Source organism: Luteibacter sp. GL_149 (assembly GCF_057834065.1).
In genome coordinates this window covers 2959332-2978171 of record NZ_CM174395.1, presented here as the reverse complement: position 1 = coordinate 2978171, position 18840 = coordinate 2959332, and the positions used below count along the sequence as shown (strand labels likewise).

The window sequence follows — 18840 nt, the reverse complement described above, 5'->3', positions numbered from 1 at the left end:
CTTACCAAAAAGTGCATACTTGTCCTTAGGTTATCAGAGTCGCATCCTTGTCCTCAAGTAAGCAGTCCCTTGCTTCCGTACAACTTGAACAAAGGATGCACGACATGACCAGACTGAATGGAAAGACCGCCGTGATCACCGGCGGCGCTACCGGCATCGGCCGCGCCGCGGCAAAGCGCTTCATCGAGGAAGGTGCCTTCGTCTTCATTTTCGGCCGCCGGCAGGAAGCGCTCGACGCCGCAGTGGCCGATCTCGGGCCCAATGCCCGCGCGGTGAAGGGCTCGGTCTCCGATGTGGCCGACCTCGACCGACTCTACGCGGCGGTGAAGGCCGAGCGCGGAACCCTCGACATCGTCTTCGCCAATGCCGGGGCGGGAAGCCAGCTTCCGCTTGGCCAGATCACCGCCGAGCATATTGACGAAACCTTCGATACCAATGTGAAGGGTACGATCTTCACGGTCCAGAAGGCGCTGCCGTTGATGGGCGAGGGCGGTTCGATCATCCTGACCGGATCGAGCGCCGGTACCACGGGCGCCCCGGGAATGAGCGCCTACAGCGCGAGCAAGGCGGCAGTGCGCAACCTCGCGCGGACCTGGGCGGAGGACCTGAAGGGCACCGGCATCCGGGTAAACGTGTTGTCGCCCGGGGCGACGGCCACCGAACTCGCGAAGGAAGCGTTAGGCGAGGAGGGCCAGAAGGTCTTCGCCTCGATGACTCCGCTCCAGCGCATGGCCGATCCGGCGGAGATCGGAGCGGTGGCCGCCTTTCTCGCGTCGCGGGACAGCAGCTTCATGACCGCCAGCGAGGTCGCCGTCGACGGCGGCCTGGCGCAACTCTGACGCGCTAGGGCCGGCCGGGCGCTCCGTCCGATGATTCGGAGCACCCGTAGGGCTCGGTGAACTGAAGGAAAATATATATGAGCTACGCAATTATCGGTTTCGGCAAGATCGGCCAGGCCCTGGCCAAGGCGTTTGCCCGCAACGGCGTCGAAGTATCCGTTGCAACCACGCGCGACCCGGAAAGCTTTGCATCCGATGCGGCCGCGATCGGACCCCAGATCATTCCCAAGAAACTGGCGGAAGCGGTCAAGGCGGACATCGTCTTTTTGGCCGTCCGTTTCGAGTCGCACCCGGATGTCGCGAAGGCGCTGCCCAACTGGCAGGGAAAGACCATCATCGATGTGACGAATGCCTACGGCGTGCCCCCTGAGGAACTGGGAGGACGGCCTTCTTCCAGGGTCGTCGCGCAGGCTTTCTCTGGTGCAAGACTGGTTAAGGGCTTCAACCATTTGGGCGCTGCCGTCCTTGCCCAAGACCCGGCCGTACATGGTGGCAGGAGAGTCGTGTTCCTGGCGAGCGACGATGACGGCGCCGCAGCGGAGATCGGTGCGCTTGCGGAAAATCTCGGTTTCTCGCCGATCAAACTTGGCGGGCTTTCGGAAGGTGGACTGCTTGTGCAGGCGCGCGGAACTAGCTGGGGTCAACTGATCTTTAAGGACTTGGTCAAGTTCGACTGATGAATCGCGATCGCTAGTTCGATGCGATCACGCCTCGTGGACAGAGGGCAGCCACGGTTTGATGGAAGCGAAGGCGACGCCGCCGTTGTGGCTATGGCGGCGGGTTCGATTGTAGAAGACTTCGATGTAGTCGAAGTCTTCGGCACGGGCCAGATCGCGAGTTTTGTAGGCGCGTTTGCGGATGCGTTCCTTCTTCAGGCTGCTGAAGAAGGACTCTGCGACAGCATTATCCCAGCAGTTGCCGCGTCGGCTCATGCTCGGCTGTAGACCGTGAGAGCGACAGAAGCGTTGCCAATCATCGCTGCCATATTGTGGGCCTTGGTCGGAGTGCACGATCACGGGTTGTGACGGCTTACGCCGCCATAACGCCATCAACAACGCATCCGGTGCCAACTCGCGCGCCAGGGTCGGCTTCATCGACCAACCCACTACTTTGCGCGAGTGCAGATCGATCACCACCGCCAGGTAAAGCCAGCCCTGCCAGGTCCGCACATAGGTGATGTCGGTGACCCATGCTTGGTCGGGCGTATCTGTCGCCTCCCCGTAAACTTCCGCTCCAGCCGATTGGGCGCGACGATGGATGGCCGCCCCGCGATCCGTCGTGGCGCCTTGTAGCCACGAATCGCCTTGATTTTGCGGTGATGCGTGATCTTCTCGACGCGATGCTTACCACACGTTTCGCCAGCCTCGCGCAGATCACCGAAGACGCGGCTAGCGCCATACACCCCACCGCCGGCCACATACGAATCGCGAATGACGCCAAGTAGGCGTTGGTCTTCGATGTCACGAGCCGACATCGGCTTTTGCATCCATTGATAGAAACCGCCGCGTGTCACGCGCAGAAACCACCCAGTAGCGAAGGCAATGACTTCGGTCAGCTCTTATGCGCCCCGCGCCGTCACATTCGTTTGCCAACCACCGCCGAGTGCTCTGAAGGCAGCAACCGCTGCACGCGCCGATTCGGTTTACAGGAACCGTAGCCGCCCGGGTTCAGAGCGACTTGGGTTTTCGCGTCTCCGGCAAGGTGCTGGAACGGCTTGTGGATACGGGGCAAAGCGTCAAACGTGGTCAGCCGCTTATGCGTATCGACCCCGTCGATTTGAAGCTCACGGCACAAGCGCAGCAGGAGGCGGTCGCCGCCGCGAAAGCTCGGGCGCAACAGACCGCAGAAGATGAAGCTCGTTACCGCGACCTGCGCGGAACAGGCGCGATATCGGCCTCTGCCTACGATCAGGTTAAGGCGGCGGCGGATTCGGCGAGAGCCCAGCTCAATGCGACCGAAGCCCAGGCAGAAGTTGCCCGCAATGCAAACCGATATGCAGAGCTGGTGGCCGATGCCGATGGCGTGGTCATGGAAACACTGGTCGAACCCGGCCAAGTCGTCAGCACCGGACAGGTCGTGGTGCGCTTGGCCCATGCCGGGCGCCGCGAGGCCGTCGTTCAACTGCCGGAAACCCTGCGCCCAACAGTCGGGTCCACAGGACAGGCCACGCTCTTCGGAAAAGAGGGCGTTACCGTTCCGGCCAGACTCCGACAGATCTCGGATGCCGCCGATCGAACGACCCGCACGTTCGAGGCGCGTTACGTACTGGAGGGCGAGCTGGCCAACGCCCCACTGGGGGCCACCGTCAGCATCCAGATTCCCGTTGGATCTGCTTCGGCGCAAAGCGGCTTGCAGGTGCCAATCGGTTCACTGTTCGACGTAGGTAAGGGGCCGGGCGTGTGGGTCATCAACGGCGATCCTGGGAAAGTTACCTGGAGGCCGGTCGCGGTCCAGCGCCTGGATGACGACAGCGCACGCATTGCCGGTCAGCTCAAGCAAGGCGACCGGATAGTTGCACTGGGTGCACATCTGCTGCGCGAAGGCGAGTTGGTGCGAGTTGCTGGCCAGACTGGGGCCGCTGTGTCCGAGGGAGCTCGTCTGTGAGCGAAGGCCGTTTCAACCTGTCAGCGCTCGCGGTACGCGAGCGCTCAATCACCCTGTTCCTGATCTTTCTGATCTCGCTGGCAGGGCTTGTTTCATTCTTCAAATTGGGCCGTGCAGAAGACCCCGCCTTCACAGTCAAGGTAATGACCATCATCACCGCCTGGCCTGGGGCCACTGCGCAAGAAATGCAGGATCAGGTCGCCGAAAAGATCGAAAAGCGCATGCAGGAGTTGCGCTGGTACGACCGTACCGAGACCTATACAAGACCCGGCTTGGCCTTTACGACTTTGACCTTGCTTGACAGCACCCCTCCGTCAGAGGTGCAGGAGCAGTTCTACCAGGCTCGCAAGAAAGTCGGAGACGAGGCAAACAATCTTCCGTCCGGCGTCATCGGGCCGATGGTCAATGACGAGTACGCGGACGTCACCTTTGCTCTGTTCGCGCTCAAAGCCAAGGGTGAGTCGCAGCGCCTGCTCGTACGTGACGCGGAGACGTTGCGCCAGCGGCTTCTGCACGTGCCGGGCGTAAAGAAGGTCAACATCATTGGGGAGCAGTCCGAGCGGATCTTCGTCGAGTTCTCACATGAGCGGCTGGCAACGTTGGGCATCAGTCCACAGGACGTGTTCGCCGCGCTCAATAGCCAGAATGCTCTGACGCCGGCAGGCTCCGTAGAAACCAAGGGGCCAGAGGTATTCATTCGCCTCGATGGCGCTTTCGACGAACTGCAGAAGATCCGCGATACCCCGGTGGTAGCACGGGGGCGCACACTGAAGCTGTCGGATATCGCCACCGTCCAGCGTGGCTATGAAGATCCTTCCACTTTCATGATCCGCAACGGTGGCGAACCTGCGTTGCTGCTGGGCATCGTCATGCGCGATGGTTGGAACGGACTGGACCTGGGCAAGGCGCTGGACAGCGAGGTTGGTGCAATCAACGGCGAGCTGCCGCTGGGCATGAACCTGTCCAAGGTCACAGACCAGGCCGTCAACATCAGTTCGGCAGTTGACGAGTTCATGATCAAGTTCTTCGCCGCGCTGTTGGTGGTCATGCTGGTGTGTTTTGTCAGCATGGGTTGGCGCGTGGGCATCGTGGTCGCCGCGGCGGTGCCGTTGACGCTGGCAACCGTCTTCGTGGTGATGGCCGCGACCGGCAAGAACTTCGACCGCATCACGCTGGGCTCGTTGATCCTGGCGCTGGGTCTGCTTGTCGACGACGCGATCATTGCCATCGAAATGATGGTTGTGAAAATGGAAGAGGGTTGCAGCCGCATCGCCGCTTCCGCCTATGCCTGGAGCCATACCGCAGCTCCTATGCTCGCCGGCACGCTGGTTACGGCCGTCGGCTTCATGCCCAATGGCTTTGCCGCCTCCACCGCAGGCGAATACACCAGCAACATGTTCTCGATCGTGGGTATAGCACTGATCGCTTCCTGGGTGGTTGCGGTGGTTTTCACTCCCTACCTTGGCGTCAAATTGTTGCCTGACCTCCAAAAGGTCAAAGGCGGTCACGAAGCGCTCTACGACACGCCGCGTTACAACCGCTTCCGTCATGCATTGGAGCGCGTCATTGCGCGCAAGTGGCTGATAGCCGGTTCGGTAGTAGGCCTTTTCGTTGTGTCCGTGCTTGGCATGGGGGTGGTCAAGAAGCAGTTCTTCCCGATATCCGACCGTCCGGAAGTATTGGTCGAGGTGCAGATGCCTTACGGCACTTCGATCGCGCAAACCAGCGCCGCCACCGCCAAGGTGGAAGCCTGGCTCGCCAAGCAGGAAGAAGCGAAGATCGTGACCGCCTATGTCGGCCAGGGCGCGCCTCGCTTCTATCTGGCTATGGGGCCCGAACTGCCTGATCCCTCGTTTGCCAAGATTGTGATCCGCACGGACAGCCAAGATGAACGCGAGGCATTGAAAGTGCGTCTGCGTCAGGCAATCGCAGGTGGCCTGGCCCTTGAGGCGCGGGTGCGTGTTACTCAGCTCGTATTCGGCCCGTATTCGCCGTTCCCGGTCGCCTATCGGGTCACCGGTCCGGACCCGGACAAGCTACGCAGCATCGCGGCCGACGTGCAGCACGTCATGGATGCCAGTCCTATGATGCGCACGGTCAATACTGACTGGGGCACGCGCACGCCCGCGTTGCACTTCACCTTGCAACAGGATCGTTTGCAGGCCGTGGGGCTGACTTCCAGTGCCGTGGCGCAGCAACTGCAGTTCTTGCTGAGCGGCGTGCCTGTCACCGCTGTGCGTGAGGATATTCGCACGGTACAGGTCGTCGCCCGTTCGGCGGGCGACATCCGGCTCGACCCTGCCAAGATCGCTGACTTCACGCTGGCGGGTGCCAATGGGCAACGTATCCCGTTATCGCAGGTGGGCAAGGTCGATGTGCGCATGGAAGAGCCGGTCATGCGTCGTCGCGACCGCATGCCGACGATCACCGTAAGGGGCGACATCGCTGATGGTTTGCAACCGCCGGATGTGTCGACAGCCATCGCCCAGCAGCTCAAGCCCATCATGGACAAGCTGCCAGGCGGCTATCGCATCGAGCAGGCAGGGTCTATCGAAGAGTCAGGAAAGGCGACGAAAGCCATGTTGCCACTATTCCCGATCATGCTGGCAATCACTCTGATCATCATCATTTTTCAGGTGCGCTCGATTTCCGCGATGGTCATGGTCTTCCTGACCAGCCCACTGGGTTTGATCGGTGTGGTGCCAACCTTGCTTCTGTTCCAGCAACCATTCGGCATCAATGCGCTGGTCGGCCTGGTTGCACTGTCGGGCATCTTGATGCGCAACACGCTGATCCTGATCGGGCAGATTCACCATAACGAGCAGGAGGGTTTAGATCCGTTCCATGCGGTCGTTGAGGCAACCGTGCAGCGTGCCCGGCCGGTGGTCTTGACCGCACTGGCGGCGATCCTGGCCTTTATTCCGCTTACCCATTCTGTGTTCTGGGGCACGCTTGCCTACACGCTGATTGGCGGCACTCTCGCAGGAACCGTTCTGACGCTGGTGTTCCTGCCAGCTATGTACTCCATCTGGTTCAAGATTCGGCCAAGTGGCGTCAAACAGTTGGTGAAAGCTGGGCCCGCATGATCGGGCAGAACATGTGCTACCGCTATGGCCTCCCGAACAAGGGACAGATTCGGCGACTCCAAGGAGAGTCCCGTACTGCAATCACATCGAGGCCGCGATGCAGGCTCTGATCCTGCCGATGGCGCGTAACTCATTGAGAAATCGAACCGCCACGCAATCCCCGATTGCCGAGCGAAACGGCAAGTGCATCCCCACTGCAAAGGGAGTGGTTGTGCTTGCTTCGGATGAGCTTTCCAGAATCGGCGGCTAGTTGTCTCGGTTGATGCAGAGCCTGGTCATCAGATGGAGAGCCCGCGCTGCCGTCCAAACTCCCCATTGACCCCGCCACCGCGCACCCGTCGCGGCGAACTGCTGGCCCAGTCTCTGTTCAATCACTGACCTCCACGGCACCAGGCTGAATCCCTTGCCGTCGTCGAGCATGGCGTACCGCCCGCTAGCGAGCATTACGCTGCGTCGATAGCTCTCAACACGACCCAGCCCCGAGCCGCAGCGGTAGCGGTCAATAGAAGCCAGATCAACTTCAACTCATAAAGCCCCATTTCAGGTCACCCCCAAAGGGCATTCATGCGATGCCTACTGGTCTGAACGAGGATGCCCGCATGACCTACTCATCGTCGTGGACGCCGTCTGGTCCTAGTCCGCGAACGCCTCGGTTAAGCAGTGACGAGATAAAGGGAGCTCGACAACAGATAATGCCACGTCGTGCTTGACTCTTGACCTAGATCAAGGGTCTAGACTATGTCCCATGACTACCGAATCGAACTCTCTGACTATTGGGCGCATCGCCAGCACCGTGGGCGTTGCTATCGACACCATCCGCTATTACGAGCGCGAGGGACTGCTTCCCCAGCCGCGCCGGCGTGCGTCGGGCTATCGGGAATACGACACTGGCGCGGTGGTGCGCCTGCGTTTTATCCGGCGGGCCAAGGACCTGGGCTTTACCCTTGAGGAAATACGTGAACTGCTGGCTCTTTCGTCCGACCGGGCGGAAGGCGTCAGTGGCGTACGCGAGCGGGCACAGAACCGGCTTGAGGCCATCGACGCGCGCATTGTCGAATTGCAGCGCGTACGTGCCGGGCTGGCGGATCTGATCGACGCCTGCCCGGGGCATGGGGCGCCGGAGGAATGTCCCATTCTTCGCGCCTTGTCGGACGTGCGGGCATGAGCGCCTCGTGTTGTGCAGCCCATGGCGCTACCGCGTCGGTGGAAGTGAAAGATCCGGTTTGCGGGATGACGGTCGATCCGGAAACGGCGAAGCATCGGGCCGGGCACGACGGGCGGACGTACTATTTCTGCGCCGCGCGCTGCCACGATCGTTTCGTCGCCGACCCCGATGCGTTCCTGCATCCGAAGGCGTCGGCCGCACCGGCGGCTCCCGCGGGCGCGATCTATACGTGTCCCATGCATCCGGAAGTCCGTCAGATCGGCCCCGGTTCGTGTCCGAAATGCGGCATGGCGCTGGAGCCGGCCATGCCGTCCGCGGATGACGACGACGGCGAGGTGCGGGCGCTGGGGCGGCGGATGGCCGGGTTGCTGGCGTTGACGCTTCCCGTGTTTCTGCTTGCCATGGGACCGCATTTGTTCGGCTGGCATTTCGCGCATCCGTTCGACGCGATCGCGGGCTGGGTCGAGGCGGTGCTCGCCAGTGTCGTGGTGCTCTGGGGCGGTGCACCGTTCTTCGCGCGCGGCTGGCGTTCGTTGCGGCCGTGGTCACCGAATATGTACACGCTGATCGCGTTGGGTACGGGTGTGGCTTGGACGTATAGCGCGATCGCGTTTCTTTTTCCCGGACTCTTTCCGCCCGCCATGCATGACGGGCACGGTGGTGTAGCCGTCTATTTCGAATCGGCGGCGGTGATCGTTACGCTGGTGTCGCTGGGCGATTTCCTCGAGTTGCGCGCGCGTCGGCGCACCGGAGCCGCATTGCGCGCGCTGCTCGGTCTGGTGCCGAAGACGGCACGGCGTATCGGCAACGATGGCGGCGAGCATGACGTGGCGCTGGAAGATATCGCCGTGGGCGATGTGCTTCGCGTCAGGCCCGGCGAGAAAGTGCCGGTGGACGGTGTTGTCGTCGAGGGCGAAAGCCATGTCGACGAAGCCATGCTCACAGGCGAGCCCATGCCGGTGAGCAAGAGGCATGGCGATCGCGTGACCGGCGGTACGTTGAACCAGCATGGCGCGCTGACCATGCGTGTCGATCGCATCGGCGGCGATACCATGTTGTCGCGCATTGTGGCGCTTGTCGCCGATGCGCAGCGTTCTCGCGCACCGTTGCAGCGTATTGCCGATCGCGTCGCGGCGTGGTTCGTGCCCGCCGTGGTGGCGGTGGCCGTCCTTGCGTTTGCGGCATGGTGGCTGGTCGGTCCCGATCCGCGTTTCGCTCACGCGCTTGTCGCGGCGGTATCGGTTCTGATCATTGCCTGTCCCTGCGCGCTGGGGCTGGCGACGCCGATGTCGATCATGGTCGCGAGCGGTCGTGGTGCGCAGATGGGCATCCTGTTCCGCGATGCGTCGGCGATCGAAACATTGCGCGATGTCGATACGCTGGTGTTCGACAAGACCGGCACGTTGACGGAAGGAAAGCCAACGCTGACCGAGGTACAGACCTACGGTCGCGAACGCGCGGCGGTACTGGCCTTCGCGGCGGCGGTGGAGCGGCCCAGCGAGCATCCGCTCGCGGCGGCGGTCATCGCGGCGGCCGACGCCGAGGGAATAGTCATTCCTGCGGTCACGGGGTTCGAAGTGGCGGTGGGTCGTGGCGTTGTTGGCCGGGTCGGCGACACCGATGTCGCCCTGGGCAATCTGAAACTGATGGAGCAGGAGCGTGTCGATACCGGCGCGGCGCGCGATCGGGCCGAGTCTCTGCGCGCGCACGGCGCCACGGTGATGTTCCTTGCGCTGAACGGACGTCTCGCTGGTTTGCTCGCGTTCGCCGACAAGGTGAAGCCTTCGGCGGCACCCGCACTCGATGCACTGCGCGAAGCTGGCCTGCGTCTGGTGATGCTAACCGGCGACAGCGAAACCACCGCGCGCGCGGTAGCGGCGAATCTGTCGGTCGACGAGGTGCACGCCGGTGCGTCTCCCGAAGAAAAGGCGTCGATCATCCGGGCCCTGAAGCAGGCGGGGCACAAGGTGGCTATGGCGGGCGATGGTGTGAACGACGCACCCGCGCTGGCGCTGGCCGATGTCGGCATCGGGATGGGCAATGGCAGCGATATCGCCATCGAAAGTGCATCGGTCACTTTGCTGAAGGGCGATCTGGCGGGCATCGTGCGTGCGCGTCGTTTGTCTCAGGCGACCGTGACCAATATCCGGCAGAACCTGTTCTTTGCCTTCGTGTACAACGCCATTGGCGTTCCACTGGCGGCGGGCCTGCTGTATCCGCTTTGGGGCGTCACGCTGTCGCCGATGGTGGCCGCGCTGGCGATGAGCCTGAGTTCGGTGTCGGTGGTGGGTAATGCGTTGCGGTTGCGGGGCGAAAAGCTCTGATTGAGGTGGCCCAGCAGGGCAGGCCATTTTTTGTGGGAGCGCGCAGGTGCGCTCCCACCGGGCCCGCTCCGTCGGGCGCTCCGATGTACAGCGTGCGCGTAAGTGCTCTTCGCGCGTTAAGCTTCGCATCTCCCCACCGCTTTCCGAGCGTCCCATGTCCCAGTCCACCGACTTTCGCATCGAAACCTACGTGGGTGCCGCGATGCTCGACCACCTCGACCGGGTGGCCGCGTTGCGCACCGCCGTGTTCCGCGAATGGCCGTACTTGTACGTGGGTGACGACAACTACGAGCGCGAATACCTGTCCCACTACGCGGCATCTCCGCGCAGCATCTGCGTGCTGGCGCGGGTCGGCGACGAGATCGTCGGCGCGTCAACGGGCATCCCCCTGCGCGACGATGCGGCTTCGTACCACCAGCCTTTCGAGCGCAAGGGCATTCCCGTCGACGATGTGTACTATTTCGGCGAATCGGTCGTGTTGTCCGAATGGCGCGGTCGCGGCATCGGTCATCGGTTCTTCGATACCCGCGAAGCGCATGCGCGCACTGTTGGCGATTTTCGCTGGACGGCATTCTGCTCCGTGCAGCGCGACGAGAACGATCCGCGTCGTCCTTCGGGTTATCGCGGAAACGGGGTGTTCTGGACGAAGCGAGGCTACGAGCCGCGCACGGACATGACGTGCGAACTGACGTGGCCGGAAATCGGCAGCGCGGAGCCGGTGAAGCATCGTCTCGGCGTCTGGATGCGGAAGCTCGTACGTTGACCTCGCGCAGCCTCGCCGAATGGCTTTCCTATCAGGAAGGCGTGCATCCGCGAGACATCGCACTCGGTCTCGAACGGGTAAGCAATGTGTGGCAACGCATGGGCGGCGGCAAGCCCGCGCCCATCGTCATCACGGTGGGTGGCACGAACGGCAAGGGGTCGACGGTCGCGCTGCTGGAGGCCATGCTTCGCGCGGCGGACTATCGCGTCGGGTGTTACACCTCGCCGCATCTGCTTGCCTATAACGAACGCATTCGCATCGACGGCAGCGACGCTGCCGACGACGATCTCGTGGCTTCCTTCGAGCGTATCGAGGAAGCGCGCGGCGAGATTCCGCAGACCTATTTCGAATTCGGCACGCTGGCGGCGCTGGATCTGCTGATACGTGCCGACCTGGATGTCGCGATTCTGGAAGTTGGTCTCGGTGGGCGTCTGGACGCGGTCAACATCGTGGACGCCGATGCGGTGGCGATCACGACCGTCGATCTCGATCACCAGGACTGGCTGGGTTCCGACCGCGACAGCATCGGCTATGAAAAGGCAGGTATCGCCCGGGTGGAGCGTCCCGCCATCGTGGGCGAGGCGAATTCCCCCGCGGGTCTGATCAATGCATTGAACACGATCGGCGCGGCGACCGAGCGGGCAGGCGTCGATTTCACGGTGGTGCGCGGTGTCGATGGCTGGCGCTGGACCCATCGCGACGGTACGTCGTTCGACCTGCCGGACCCTGCGCTCGACGCGCCGTGCCAGCACGACAACGCAGCGACGGCCGTAGCCGTTCTGCATGCGTTGCGCGAACGCCTGCCGGTCGGCGTCGACGCGATGGCGGCGGGCCTGCGCGCGGTGCATGTTCCGGCTCGCTTGCAGCAGACGCGCGCCGCGCCGCGCGAAGTGGTGGATGTCGCGCACAACCCGCAGGCGGCCCGTGCGCTGGCGGACTGGCTCGACGCCCGGCCGCACGGGCAGGGCGGTCGTGTGCTCGCGGTCTTTGGCGCGCTTGCCGACAAGGATGTGGCCGGTGTCGTCGGCGCTCTCGGTCGGCGGGTGGACGGCTGGTATCTCGCCGGGCTGGACGGAAGCACGAAGCGCGGACTGACCGCGGGTGCCGTGACGACCTTCCTTCAGGAAACCCTGCCGGGTGCCCATCACGCGTCGTTCGACGATGTCGCCTCGGCGATACGCGCGGCGCGGGAAGATGCGGCGGCGGACGATACGATCCTGATCTTCGGTTCTTTCTTCGTAGCCTCGGCCGGGTTATCCATGGCTATGTGAACGTCCCTGTCGCCACGCAGGCGATGGGTGCCCGATGCCGGGTATAATCGCGGCGATACGCTAAGCGTCAGCCGTATGGAGCCTTCATTGAAAACACGTCTGCTGGGTGCCGCCGTCCTGATCGCTCTGGCGGTCCTGTTCTTGCCGATGATCTTCTCCAGCGCGCCGCCTAAAACGGATGCCGACCAGACCGTCAGCCTGGAAATTCCTCCGGCGCCGGATCGCGAACTGCAGACGCGGACGCTCGATGTCGCGCCGAACGGCGCCCCGGCTTCCGTGGCGGGTGCCCAGGTGGCCAATGGCCCGGTTCCCCAGGCCCCCGTTGCAGCGGCTCCGGCGGGCGACAAGCTCGCCTCGGTCAACATCGCTTCGCGCAAGCCGGCCGACGCCCTGCCGGAAGATTTCGCCAACCAGCCGCAGCCGAAGCCCGCATCGGCTCGCAGCACGCCGGCGCCGAAGCCCGTTACGCCCGTCGCGACCGCTCCGGTGAAGCCGGCCGCGGCGGCAGCAACGCCTGTCGCACCGGCCGAGCCCGCCGGCACGGCCGCACGCGGCAGCTATACGATCAACCTCAGCGCTTATGCGGATCACGCCAAGGCTGATGCGCTGGTATCGAAAGTCCGTGGGCTCGGTTATCCCGTCACCGCCAGCGCCACGACGCAGGCCGGCAAGGCGCTGACCCGCGTCACGGCAGGGCCGTTCGAAAGCCGTACGGCCGCCGAGGCGGCTCGTCTCAAGATCACCTCGTCGGTTCCGGGCGTGCCAGCCTCCCTGTCGGCAGGTTCCAGCAGCCAGCAGGCGGATGTCGCGCCGCGCGCGCCGGCCCCGGTTGCCGCCGCGCCGGCAGGCACCTCTCCCGCGCCTGCACCCGCCGCTGCCAGTGCGCCGCACGCGGGCGGGTTCGCCGTTCAGCTTGCCGCCGTCAGCAACGAAGTCGAAGCCACGCGTCTGCGCGATAAGCTGCGCGCCGCGGGTATCGCGGGTTATGTGGACACCGTGTCCAGCAGCAGCGGCGCGAAGCTCTGGCGCGTACGCGCCGGGCCGCAGACGCAGCGGGACGACGCGGTACGCCTCAAGGAGCAGGTGAAAGCCAAGCTCGGCATCGACGGCGTCGTGGTCACCGCCCCGTAAGGCGGGCGGCCCACTGCGCTTCGATTCCCATGCCTCTCCGCCCCCGCCATGGAACGCCTGAGTGAACTGGCTCGACTACACCATTCTCACGATCCTTGGCTTGTCGGTCTTGATGGGGCTATGGCGCGGCCTCATTTCTGAAGTGTTGTCGCTGGTGATCTGGGCGATGGCTTTCTGGGTCTGCTGGACGTTCGGGCCCTCGGTGGCCGGGTATTTCGAGCACAGCATCCCGCAGCCTTCGGCGCGGATGCTTCTCGGGTACGGCATGTGCTTCGTGGCGGTACTGATCCTGGGCGCGCTGGTGCGTTTCGTGATCGGGCGACTGGTGGCGGGTACGGGACTTGGCGGCACCGATCGCCTGCTGGGCATGGTGTTTGGCTTTGCCCGCGGCGTACTGATCGTGTCGCTGGGCGTGTTCCTGCTGGGATTCACGCCGATCGCCGGCGATTCCTGGGTACGCGATTCGCAGATGTTGCCGCAATTTCGCGGCGTAGCCGACTGGCTCGGCTCAGAATTACCAGCGTCGGTACGCGGGAATTTCCACCTGCCCGACGTGCTGGACCATATTCCCAAGCTGTCGGTGCCGTCGTTGCCGCAGCAGGACACGATCGATCATCTTCACCCTGCCGCCGCGTCCACGGCGGCTCATCAGTAGGAAGGCAAGTCCCATGTGCGGAATCATCGGCATCGTCGGTACCACCGAGGTGGCATCGGCCCTGTATGACGGCCTGACCGTCCTGCAACATCGCGGGCAGGATGCCGCCGGCATTGCCACGGTGGACGGCGCGCGTCTGCGCCTGCACAAGGGCAATGGACTGGTCCGCGACGTATTCAACCAGAGTGGTGTCTCCAAGCTGCACGGTCGCATCGGCATCGGTCATTGCCGCTATCCGACCGCCGGTTCGACCGACATGGAAGAAGCGCAGCCTTTCTACGTGAACTCGCCTTACGGCATTGCCTTCGCGCATAACGGCAATCTCGTGAACACCGAGGTGCTGCGCAAGGAAATGTTCGAAGACGACCGTCGCCACATCGACACCGATTCCGATTCCGAGGTCCTGCTGAACGTGCTCGCGCACGAACTGCAACTGGAAGACCGCGGAAACCTGACGCCCGAACATGTCTTCAAGGCGGTATCCGCCGTGCACGCCCGTGCGCGTGGCGGCTATGCCTGCCTGGCGCTCATCCTCGGCTACGGCCTGGTGGCGTTCCGCGATCCGAACGGCATCCGTCCGCTGGTGCTCGGCGAGCGCGAGACGGTGGGTGGCCGCGAATACGCGGTGGCCTCCGAATCCGTCGCGCTGGACGTCCTCGGTTTCAAGCGCGTGCGCGACGTGGAGCCGGGCGAAGCCGTCATCATCACGGACGGCGGCCAGCTGCATGCCCAGCGCTGCGCGCCGGATGCGGTGCACGCACCGTGCATTTTCGAATACGTCTACCTCGCGCGTCCCGATTCGATGATGGAAGACGTGTCGGTATACAAGGCCCGCCTGCGCATGGGCGAGAAGCTCGCCGAGAAGATCCTTCGCGAGCGTGGTCCGGACCACGGCATCGACGCGGTCATCCCCATCCCGGATACCTCGCGTACGGCAGCCAGTTCGCTGGCGCAGGCGCTCGGCGTTCCGATGCGCGAAGGGCTGGTCAAGAATCACTACATCGGCCGTACCTTCATCATGCCGGGGCAGGGCGAGCGCGTGAAATCGGTGCGTCGCAAGCTCAACGCCATCGAACTGGAATTCCGCAAGAAGAACGTCCTGCTGGTCGACGATTCGATCGTTCGCGGCACGACTTCGAAGCAGATCATCCAGATGGCCCGCGACGCGGGTGCGAAGAACGTCTACTTCGCTTCGGCCGCGCCGCCGGTGCGCTATCCGAACGTCTACGGCATCGACATGCCCGCGACGGCGGAACTGATCGCTGCCGGCCGTACGGTGAAGGAAGTCGAGACGGAGCTTGGCGCCGACTGGCTGGTCTATCAGGACCTCGAAGATCTGATCTGGGCCGTCAGTGACGGCAACGAAGATCTGAAGCACTTCGATACCTCGTGCTTCTCGGGCGAGTACGTGACGGGTGTCGAAGCCGGCTACCTCGCACAGCAGGAAACCCAGCGTTCGGATGCCGCGAAAACGGAACGCCGTAGCGCCTGAGTCCGATCGGCTCCACAACGAGGCGGCCCATCGAGGCCGCCTCGTCGTTTCAGGGATTCTGGACATGACCGATCTCCATGCCGCCGCCAAACGCTGTCTCGATGCCGTCGACCCGGCCGAGAAGGTGCGTCTGTCGTTCGAGACATGGCAGCATCTGCTCGATGGCGAGCTGGGCCCCGATGTCGACGCGCCCGGTCCCGAGCCGGTCGGTCCGCCGGGACGGCCGTCGCTTCCCCGTCTGATATCGCCGCGCGATCTCGCGCAGCGCGGGCTCGGAACGGCCGAAGGGCGTGCCGCGTTGGTCCATGCGATTGCGCATATCGAATTCAACGCCATCAATCTGGCGTGGGACGCCGTTTATCGATATCGCGGCAAGCCCGAGGGTTTCTATCGCGACTGGGCGTCCTGTGCGAACGACGAGGCACGCCACTACACGATGCTGGCCTCGCGTCTGGCGGAGCTTGGCCACGCCTACGGCGATTTCGACGCGCATAACGGCCTGTGGGACATGGCGGAAAAGACGGCGCACAGCGATACCGCACGCATGGCGCTGGTGCCGCGTGTGCTCGAAGCGCGCGGTCTGGACGTTACGCCGGGAATGATCGAACGCCTCAAGCGTCAGGGCGACGATCGGACCGTTGCGATACTCGAAGTGATCCTGCGCGAAGAAGTCGCGCATGTCGCCGCGGGGACCCGCTGGTTCCACTGGTGCTGCGAGCGTGACGGCGTCGAGCCGCGCGCTACCTTTGTCGCGCTGCTCGACGAGTACATGCACGGGTCGCTACGCGGTCCGTTCAATCGCCCGGCCCGCCGCGAGGCCGGCTTCAGCGAGCTGGAGCTGGAGTGGCTGGAAACGTTGGGCTAAGGGCTTTTTGCGCTTTCTGTGGGAGCGCGCCTGCGCGCGAAAGCCAACAGGGTGAGGATGACGGATGCTCACCTTCGCGAGCCCGCTTCCCGGGCTGCGGATGTCACGCATAGCATCTTCGCTACGTTGGCTTTCGCGCGCAGGCGCGCTCCCACGGAAAGCTTCGCACCCCCATAGGCATCCTCACGGAGAGCGCCTTGTTCGTGCGGTTACAATCCTGTCCCGCACTTCCTGCAATATCCCGCATCGCGCTCGTGCCCGACCGTGCCGCAATGCGCACACATGCGCGTATCGCGCTCGCCGCGAATGATGCCGGCGGCCAGTTCCGCACCGACGATGCCGGTGGGCAGTGCGATGATCGCGTAGCCGAGCAGGATGGTGACGGAGGTGAGCATCTGGCCCAGTGGCGTACGCGGCGTGAGGTCGCCGTAACCCGTGGTGCTCAGTGTGACCACTGCCCAGTACATCGCGGCGGGAATGCTGGTGAATCCGTGCTCCGGACCTTCCACGACATACATCATCGTGCCGAGGATCACGACGAGGATGCACACCGCGAAGAAGAACACGAAAATCTTCCGGCGCGCATGCGCCAGCGCCGTCATGAGTCCGTGCGCTTCGTCGAAGTACAGGGGAATCTTCAGCAGCCGGAAAATGCGCAGCAAGCGCAGGATGCGTACGTCGATGAGGTAATGGACGCCAGGGAGTACCAACGCGATATAGGTAGGCAGGATGGCCAGCAGATCGATCACGCCGAACAGGCTGAAGGCATAGCGCAACGGTCGCTGCACGGACAGCAGGCGTACGATGTATTCGGCGGTGAAAGCGACGGTGAACACCCATTCCAGTACATACAGAGGCGCGCTCGCCTGCGCATGGATGGACGTGACACTGTCCAGGATCACGACCAGCACGCTCGTGACGATCACCAGCAGCAACGTGACGTCGAAGCGACGTCCTGCCACCGTGTCCGATTCGAAGATCAGCGCGTGCGCCTTGCGTCGCCATCCGCTCGCGGGCTTACCGAAACGGAGACTGCGCGTGTCTTGCCGGGACATGTTCATGCAAGGAATGCCTCACGGGAGCCGCGCCGAGTCTAGCGCTTTGGCGGGGGCCTGCGGCTATAGAGGAAGTCCGATGGCGATGCCTTCAAGCCGCGGGCAGACGCAGTCCGCGCAGCTCGACACCGTTGGCATCGACGGTCAGCACCGACCCCTGGTCGTACCAGTCGCCCAGCACGATGCGCTGCGCGGATGCGCCGTCCAGTGTGAAATCGTGGATGGCTGGACGATGCGTATGACCGTGGATGAGGCGATGCACGCCCTTGTCGCGCATGGCGGTTTCCACCGTGTGCTGGTTCACGTCCATGATCGCCTCGGCGATACGGCCGGTGCGCTCTTTGCTTTCCGTGCGTGCTTTCGCGGCGAATGCACGGCGTGCCTCGAGCGGCATGGCGAGAATCTGCGCGCCCCATGCGGGCGTCCTTACCTGCCGGCGGAACGCCTGATAGTCGATGTCGTCCGTGCACAGCAGATCGCCGTGCATCAGCAGGGTTGGCGTGCCGTACAGGTCGTGTACGGTGCCGTCGTCGAGAAGAATCATGCCGGCACGTTCGGCGAAGGTCTCGCCGAGCAGGAAGTCCCGGTTGCCCACCATGAAGTACACCGGTACGCCGGCATCGCGCAGGCCGCGCGTCGCGTGTGCGATGCGTCCGGGAAGTTCGGCATCGTCATCGTCGCCGATCCAGGCTTCCACCAGATCGCCCAGGATGTAGAGCGCATCCGCCGCGCGCGCTTCGTCGCTGGCAAGGTAGTTCTCGAACAGGGTCGTGATCGCGGGGCGGCTATCGTCCAGATGCAGGTCGGAAATAAAGAGCGTCGTCATGCGATCAGTGCTTCGCCGTCTTCGCTTTGGCCGGTGCGGGCTTCGTCGCGTCGCTCTTCGGAGCGGGCGGGGCGGGCGGCGCCGGGGCGGTGGGAGCGGGGGGAGTGGCCTTTTCCTCGCCGACGACGTTCGCCGTCGTGATGACGACCAGCGGATCGGGTACGTCGCTGACGAACGGACCTTGCGGGTGCGTTGGCAGTTTCGCGATCTTGTCGACCACGTCCATGCCGGCCACGACCTTGCCGAACACGGCGAAGCCCCAGGTCAGGCCGCTCTGGTTGCTGACGTAGTCCAGTCGGCGGTTGTCGACGAGGTTGATGTAGAACTGGGCGGTACCCGAATTCGGATCGGCGCCGCGCGCTACGGCAATGGTGCCGCGCAGATTCGACAGGCCGTTGTCGGCTTCGCTGGGAATGGCCGCACGCGTACGCCGCTGGGTCAGGTCGCGACCGTAGAGGCCGCCCTGAATCATGTAACCGTCGACCACACGGTGGAATACGGTGCCGTCGTAGAAGCCGTCGCGGATGTACTGCGTGAAGTTCGCCACGCTTTTGGGCGCTTTCTCCGGGTACAGCTCCAGCGTGACGTCGCCCTGGCTGGTATGCATGATCACGCGCGGATGCTGATCGGCGCCGGCCGCCGGAGCGTTGGGTTTGGCCGTCTGCGCCGCAAGCGACAAGGGCAGGGCGAGAAACAGGCTGACTAGGGCGAATCGAAGCATGGGCGTTATCGGGTAGGGCGAGACATTCGGGCGATGATACGCC

15 protein-coding genes and 2 pseudogenes are annotated in these 18840 nt (G+C 63.7%); 12 read left to right on the top strand and 5 right to left on the bottom strand.

Going from position 1 to position 18840, the window contains the following annotated elements; all coding sequences use genetic code 11:
- Positions 1 to 104 precede the first annotated feature (104 nt).
- Positions 105 to 839, top strand: a complete 735-nt coding sequence (locus AC3IR3_RS13205; protein WP_489192735.1) for an SDR family NAD(P)-dependent oxidoreductase — start codon at positions 105 to 107, stop codon at positions 837 to 839.
- Positions 840 to 916: 77 nt separating this feature from the next.
- Complete coding sequence (locus AC3IR3_RS13200; protein ID WP_489192733.1) at positions 917 to 1516, top strand: NADPH-dependent F420 reductase; 600 nt, start codon at positions 917 to 919, stop codon at positions 1514 to 1516.
- Positions 1517 to 1543: 27 nt separating this feature from the next.
- Here the strand turns inward: AC3IR3_RS13200 and AC3IR3_RS13195 are convergent.
- Positions 1544 to 2358: pseudogene (locus AC3IR3_RS13195) on the bottom strand (IS3 family transposase); the annotation flags it as partial.
- A 122-nt stretch (positions 2359 to 2480) separates the two neighbouring features.
- Here AC3IR3_RS13195 and AC3IR3_RS13190 point away from each other — a divergent pair.
- Both AC3IR3_RS13190 and AC3IR3_RS13185 read left to right on the top strand, forming a co-directional pair.
- Positions 2481 to 3443: pseudogene (locus AC3IR3_RS13190) on the top strand (efflux RND transporter periplasmic adaptor subunit); the annotation flags it as partial.
- Positions 3440 to 6529, top strand: coding sequence for an efflux RND transporter permease subunit (locus tag AC3IR3_RS13185; RefSeq protein WP_489192732.1), 3090 nt, complete (start codon positions 3440 to 3442; stop codon positions 6527 to 6529). The pseudogene AC3IR3_RS13190 and the gene AC3IR3_RS13185, both read left to right, overlap by 4 nt.
- Before the next feature lie 246 nt (positions 6530 to 6775).
- On the opposite strand, the gene AC3IR3_RS13180 is transcribed toward AC3IR3_RS13185, so the two are convergent.
- The gene (locus AC3IR3_RS13180; RefSeq protein ID WP_489192730.1) at positions 6776 to 6949 is read right to left on the bottom strand and encodes a DUF3363 domain-containing protein; all 174 of its coding nucleotides are present in this window, start codon (positions 6947 to 6949) and stop codon (positions 6776 to 6778) included.
- A 325-nt stretch (positions 6950 to 7274) separates the two neighbouring features.
- On the opposite strand from AC3IR3_RS13180, the gene AC3IR3_RS13175 reads away from it, so the two are divergent.
- The 8 genes from AC3IR3_RS13175 (at position 7275) to AC3IR3_RS13140 (ending at position 16195) form a co-directional block, all read left to right on the top strand.
- Positions 7275 to 7694 (top strand): heavy metal-responsive transcriptional regulator, encoded by a 420-nt coding sequence (locus tag AC3IR3_RS13175; RefSeq protein ID WP_489192729.1) that lies wholly within the window; start codon positions 7275 to 7277, stop codon positions 7692 to 7694.
- Positions 7691 to 10018 (top strand): heavy metal translocating P-type ATPase, encoded by a 2328-nt coding sequence (locus AC3IR3_RS13170; protein ID WP_489192727.1) that lies wholly within the window; start codon positions 7691 to 7693, stop codon positions 10016 to 10018. The genes AC3IR3_RS13175 and AC3IR3_RS13170 overlap by 4 nt, the downstream gene beginning before the upstream one ends.
- Before the next feature lie 154 nt (positions 10019 to 10172).
- Positions 10173 to 10781, top strand: a complete 609-nt coding sequence (locus AC3IR3_RS13165; protein ID WP_489192725.1) for a GNAT family N-acetyltransferase — start codon at positions 10173 to 10175, stop codon at positions 10779 to 10781.
- Complete coding sequence (gene folC, locus AC3IR3_RS13160; protein ID WP_489192724.1) at positions 10778 to 12052, top strand: bifunctional tetrahydrofolate synthase/dihydrofolate synthase; 1275 nt, start codon at positions 10778 to 10780, stop codon at positions 12050 to 12052. Before AC3IR3_RS13165 ends, folC begins: the two co-directional genes overlap by 4 nt.
- An 87-nt stretch (positions 12053 to 12139) precedes the next feature.
- Entirely contained in the window at positions 12140 to 13183 is a 1044-nt protein-coding gene (locus AC3IR3_RS13155) for an SPOR domain-containing protein (RefSeq protein WP_489192723.1), read from the top strand.
- Between the two features lie 61 nt (positions 13184 to 13244).
- Positions 13245 to 13838 (top strand): CvpA family protein, encoded by a 594-nt coding sequence (locus AC3IR3_RS13150; protein WP_489192721.1) that lies wholly within the window; start codon positions 13245 to 13247, stop codon positions 13836 to 13838.
- A gap of 13 nt (positions 13839 to 13851) precedes the next feature.
- Positions 13852 to 15330, top strand: coding sequence for an amidophosphoribosyltransferase (purF, locus tag AC3IR3_RS13145; RefSeq protein WP_489192719.1), 1479 nt, complete (start codon positions 13852 to 13854; stop codon positions 15328 to 15330).
- A gap of 64 nt (positions 15331 to 15394) precedes the next feature.
- Positions 15395 to 16195, top strand: coding sequence for a ferritin-like domain-containing protein (locus tag AC3IR3_RS13140; protein WP_489192717.1), 801 nt, complete (start codon positions 15395 to 15397; stop codon positions 16193 to 16195).
- A gap of 209 nt (positions 16196 to 16404) precedes the next feature.
- Here AC3IR3_RS13140 and AC3IR3_RS13135 read toward each other — a convergent pair whose 3' ends face one another.
- From AC3IR3_RS13135 to AC3IR3_RS13125, 3 genes are all read right to left on the bottom strand, one after another.
- Positions 16405 to 17256: an ion transporter gene (locus AC3IR3_RS13135; RefSeq protein ID WP_489192716.1), complete on the bottom strand. Its 852-nt coding sequence runs from the start codon at positions 17254 to 17256 to the stop codon at positions 16405 to 16407.
- Between the two features lie 85 nt (positions 17257 to 17341).
- On the bottom strand, positions 17342 to 18076 hold the full coding sequence (locus tag AC3IR3_RS13130; protein ID WP_489192714.1) for a UDP-2,3-diacylglucosamine diphosphatase: 735 nt from the start codon (positions 18074 to 18076) through the stop codon (positions 17342 to 17344).
- A 4-nt stretch (positions 18077 to 18080) separates the two neighbouring features.
- Positions 18081 to 18797, bottom strand: coding sequence for a peptidylprolyl isomerase (locus tag AC3IR3_RS13125; RefSeq protein WP_489192712.1), 717 nt, complete (start codon positions 18795 to 18797; stop codon positions 18081 to 18083).
- Between the last annotated feature and the right edge of the window lie 43 nt (positions 18798 to 18840).

Bases quoted from the DNA above. Each gene is read 5' to 3' on its own strand.
- AC3IR3_RS13130 (WP_489192714.1), bottom strand. From the start codon at position 18,076: ATGACGACGCTCTTTATTTCCGACCTGCATCTGGACGATAGCCGCCCC.
- AC3IR3_RS13125 (WP_489192712.1), bottom strand. From the start codon at position 18,797: ATGCTTCGATTCGCCCTAGTCAGCCTGTTTCTCGCCCTGCCCTTGTCG.
- AC3IR3_RS13180 (WP_489192730.1), bottom strand. From the start codon at position 6,949: ATGCTCGACGACGGCAAGGGATTCAGCCTGGTGCCGTGGAGGTCAGTG.
- AC3IR3_RS13205 (WP_489192735.1), top strand. From the start codon at position 105: ATGACCAGACTGAATGGAAAGACCGCCGTGATCACCGGCGGCGCTACC.
- AC3IR3_RS13165 (WP_489192725.1), top strand. From the start codon at position 10,173: ATGTCCCAGTCCACCGACTTTCGCATCGAAACCTACGTGGGTGCCGCG.
- purF (WP_489192719.1), top strand. From the start codon at position 13,852: ATGTGCGGAATCATCGGCATCGTCGGTACCACCGAGGTGGCATCGGCC.
- AC3IR3_RS13135 (WP_489192716.1), bottom strand. From the start codon at position 17,256: ATGAACATGTCCCGGCAAGACACGCGCAGTCTCCGTTTCGGTAAGCCC.
- AC3IR3_RS13200 (WP_489192733.1), top strand. From the start codon at position 917: ATGAGCTACGCAATTATCGGTTTCGGCAAGATCGGCCAGGCCCTGGCC.
- AC3IR3_RS13175 (WP_489192729.1), top strand. From the start codon at position 7,275: ATGACTACCGAATCGAACTCTCTGACTATTGGGCGCATCGCCAGCACC.
- AC3IR3_RS13140 (WP_489192717.1), top strand. From the start codon at position 15,395: ATGACCGATCTCCATGCCGCCGCCAAACGCTGTCTCGATGCCGTCGAC.
- AC3IR3_RS13170 (WP_489192727.1), top strand. From the start codon at position 7,691: ATGAGCGCCTCGTGTTGTGCAGCCCATGGCGCTACCGCGTCGGTGGAA.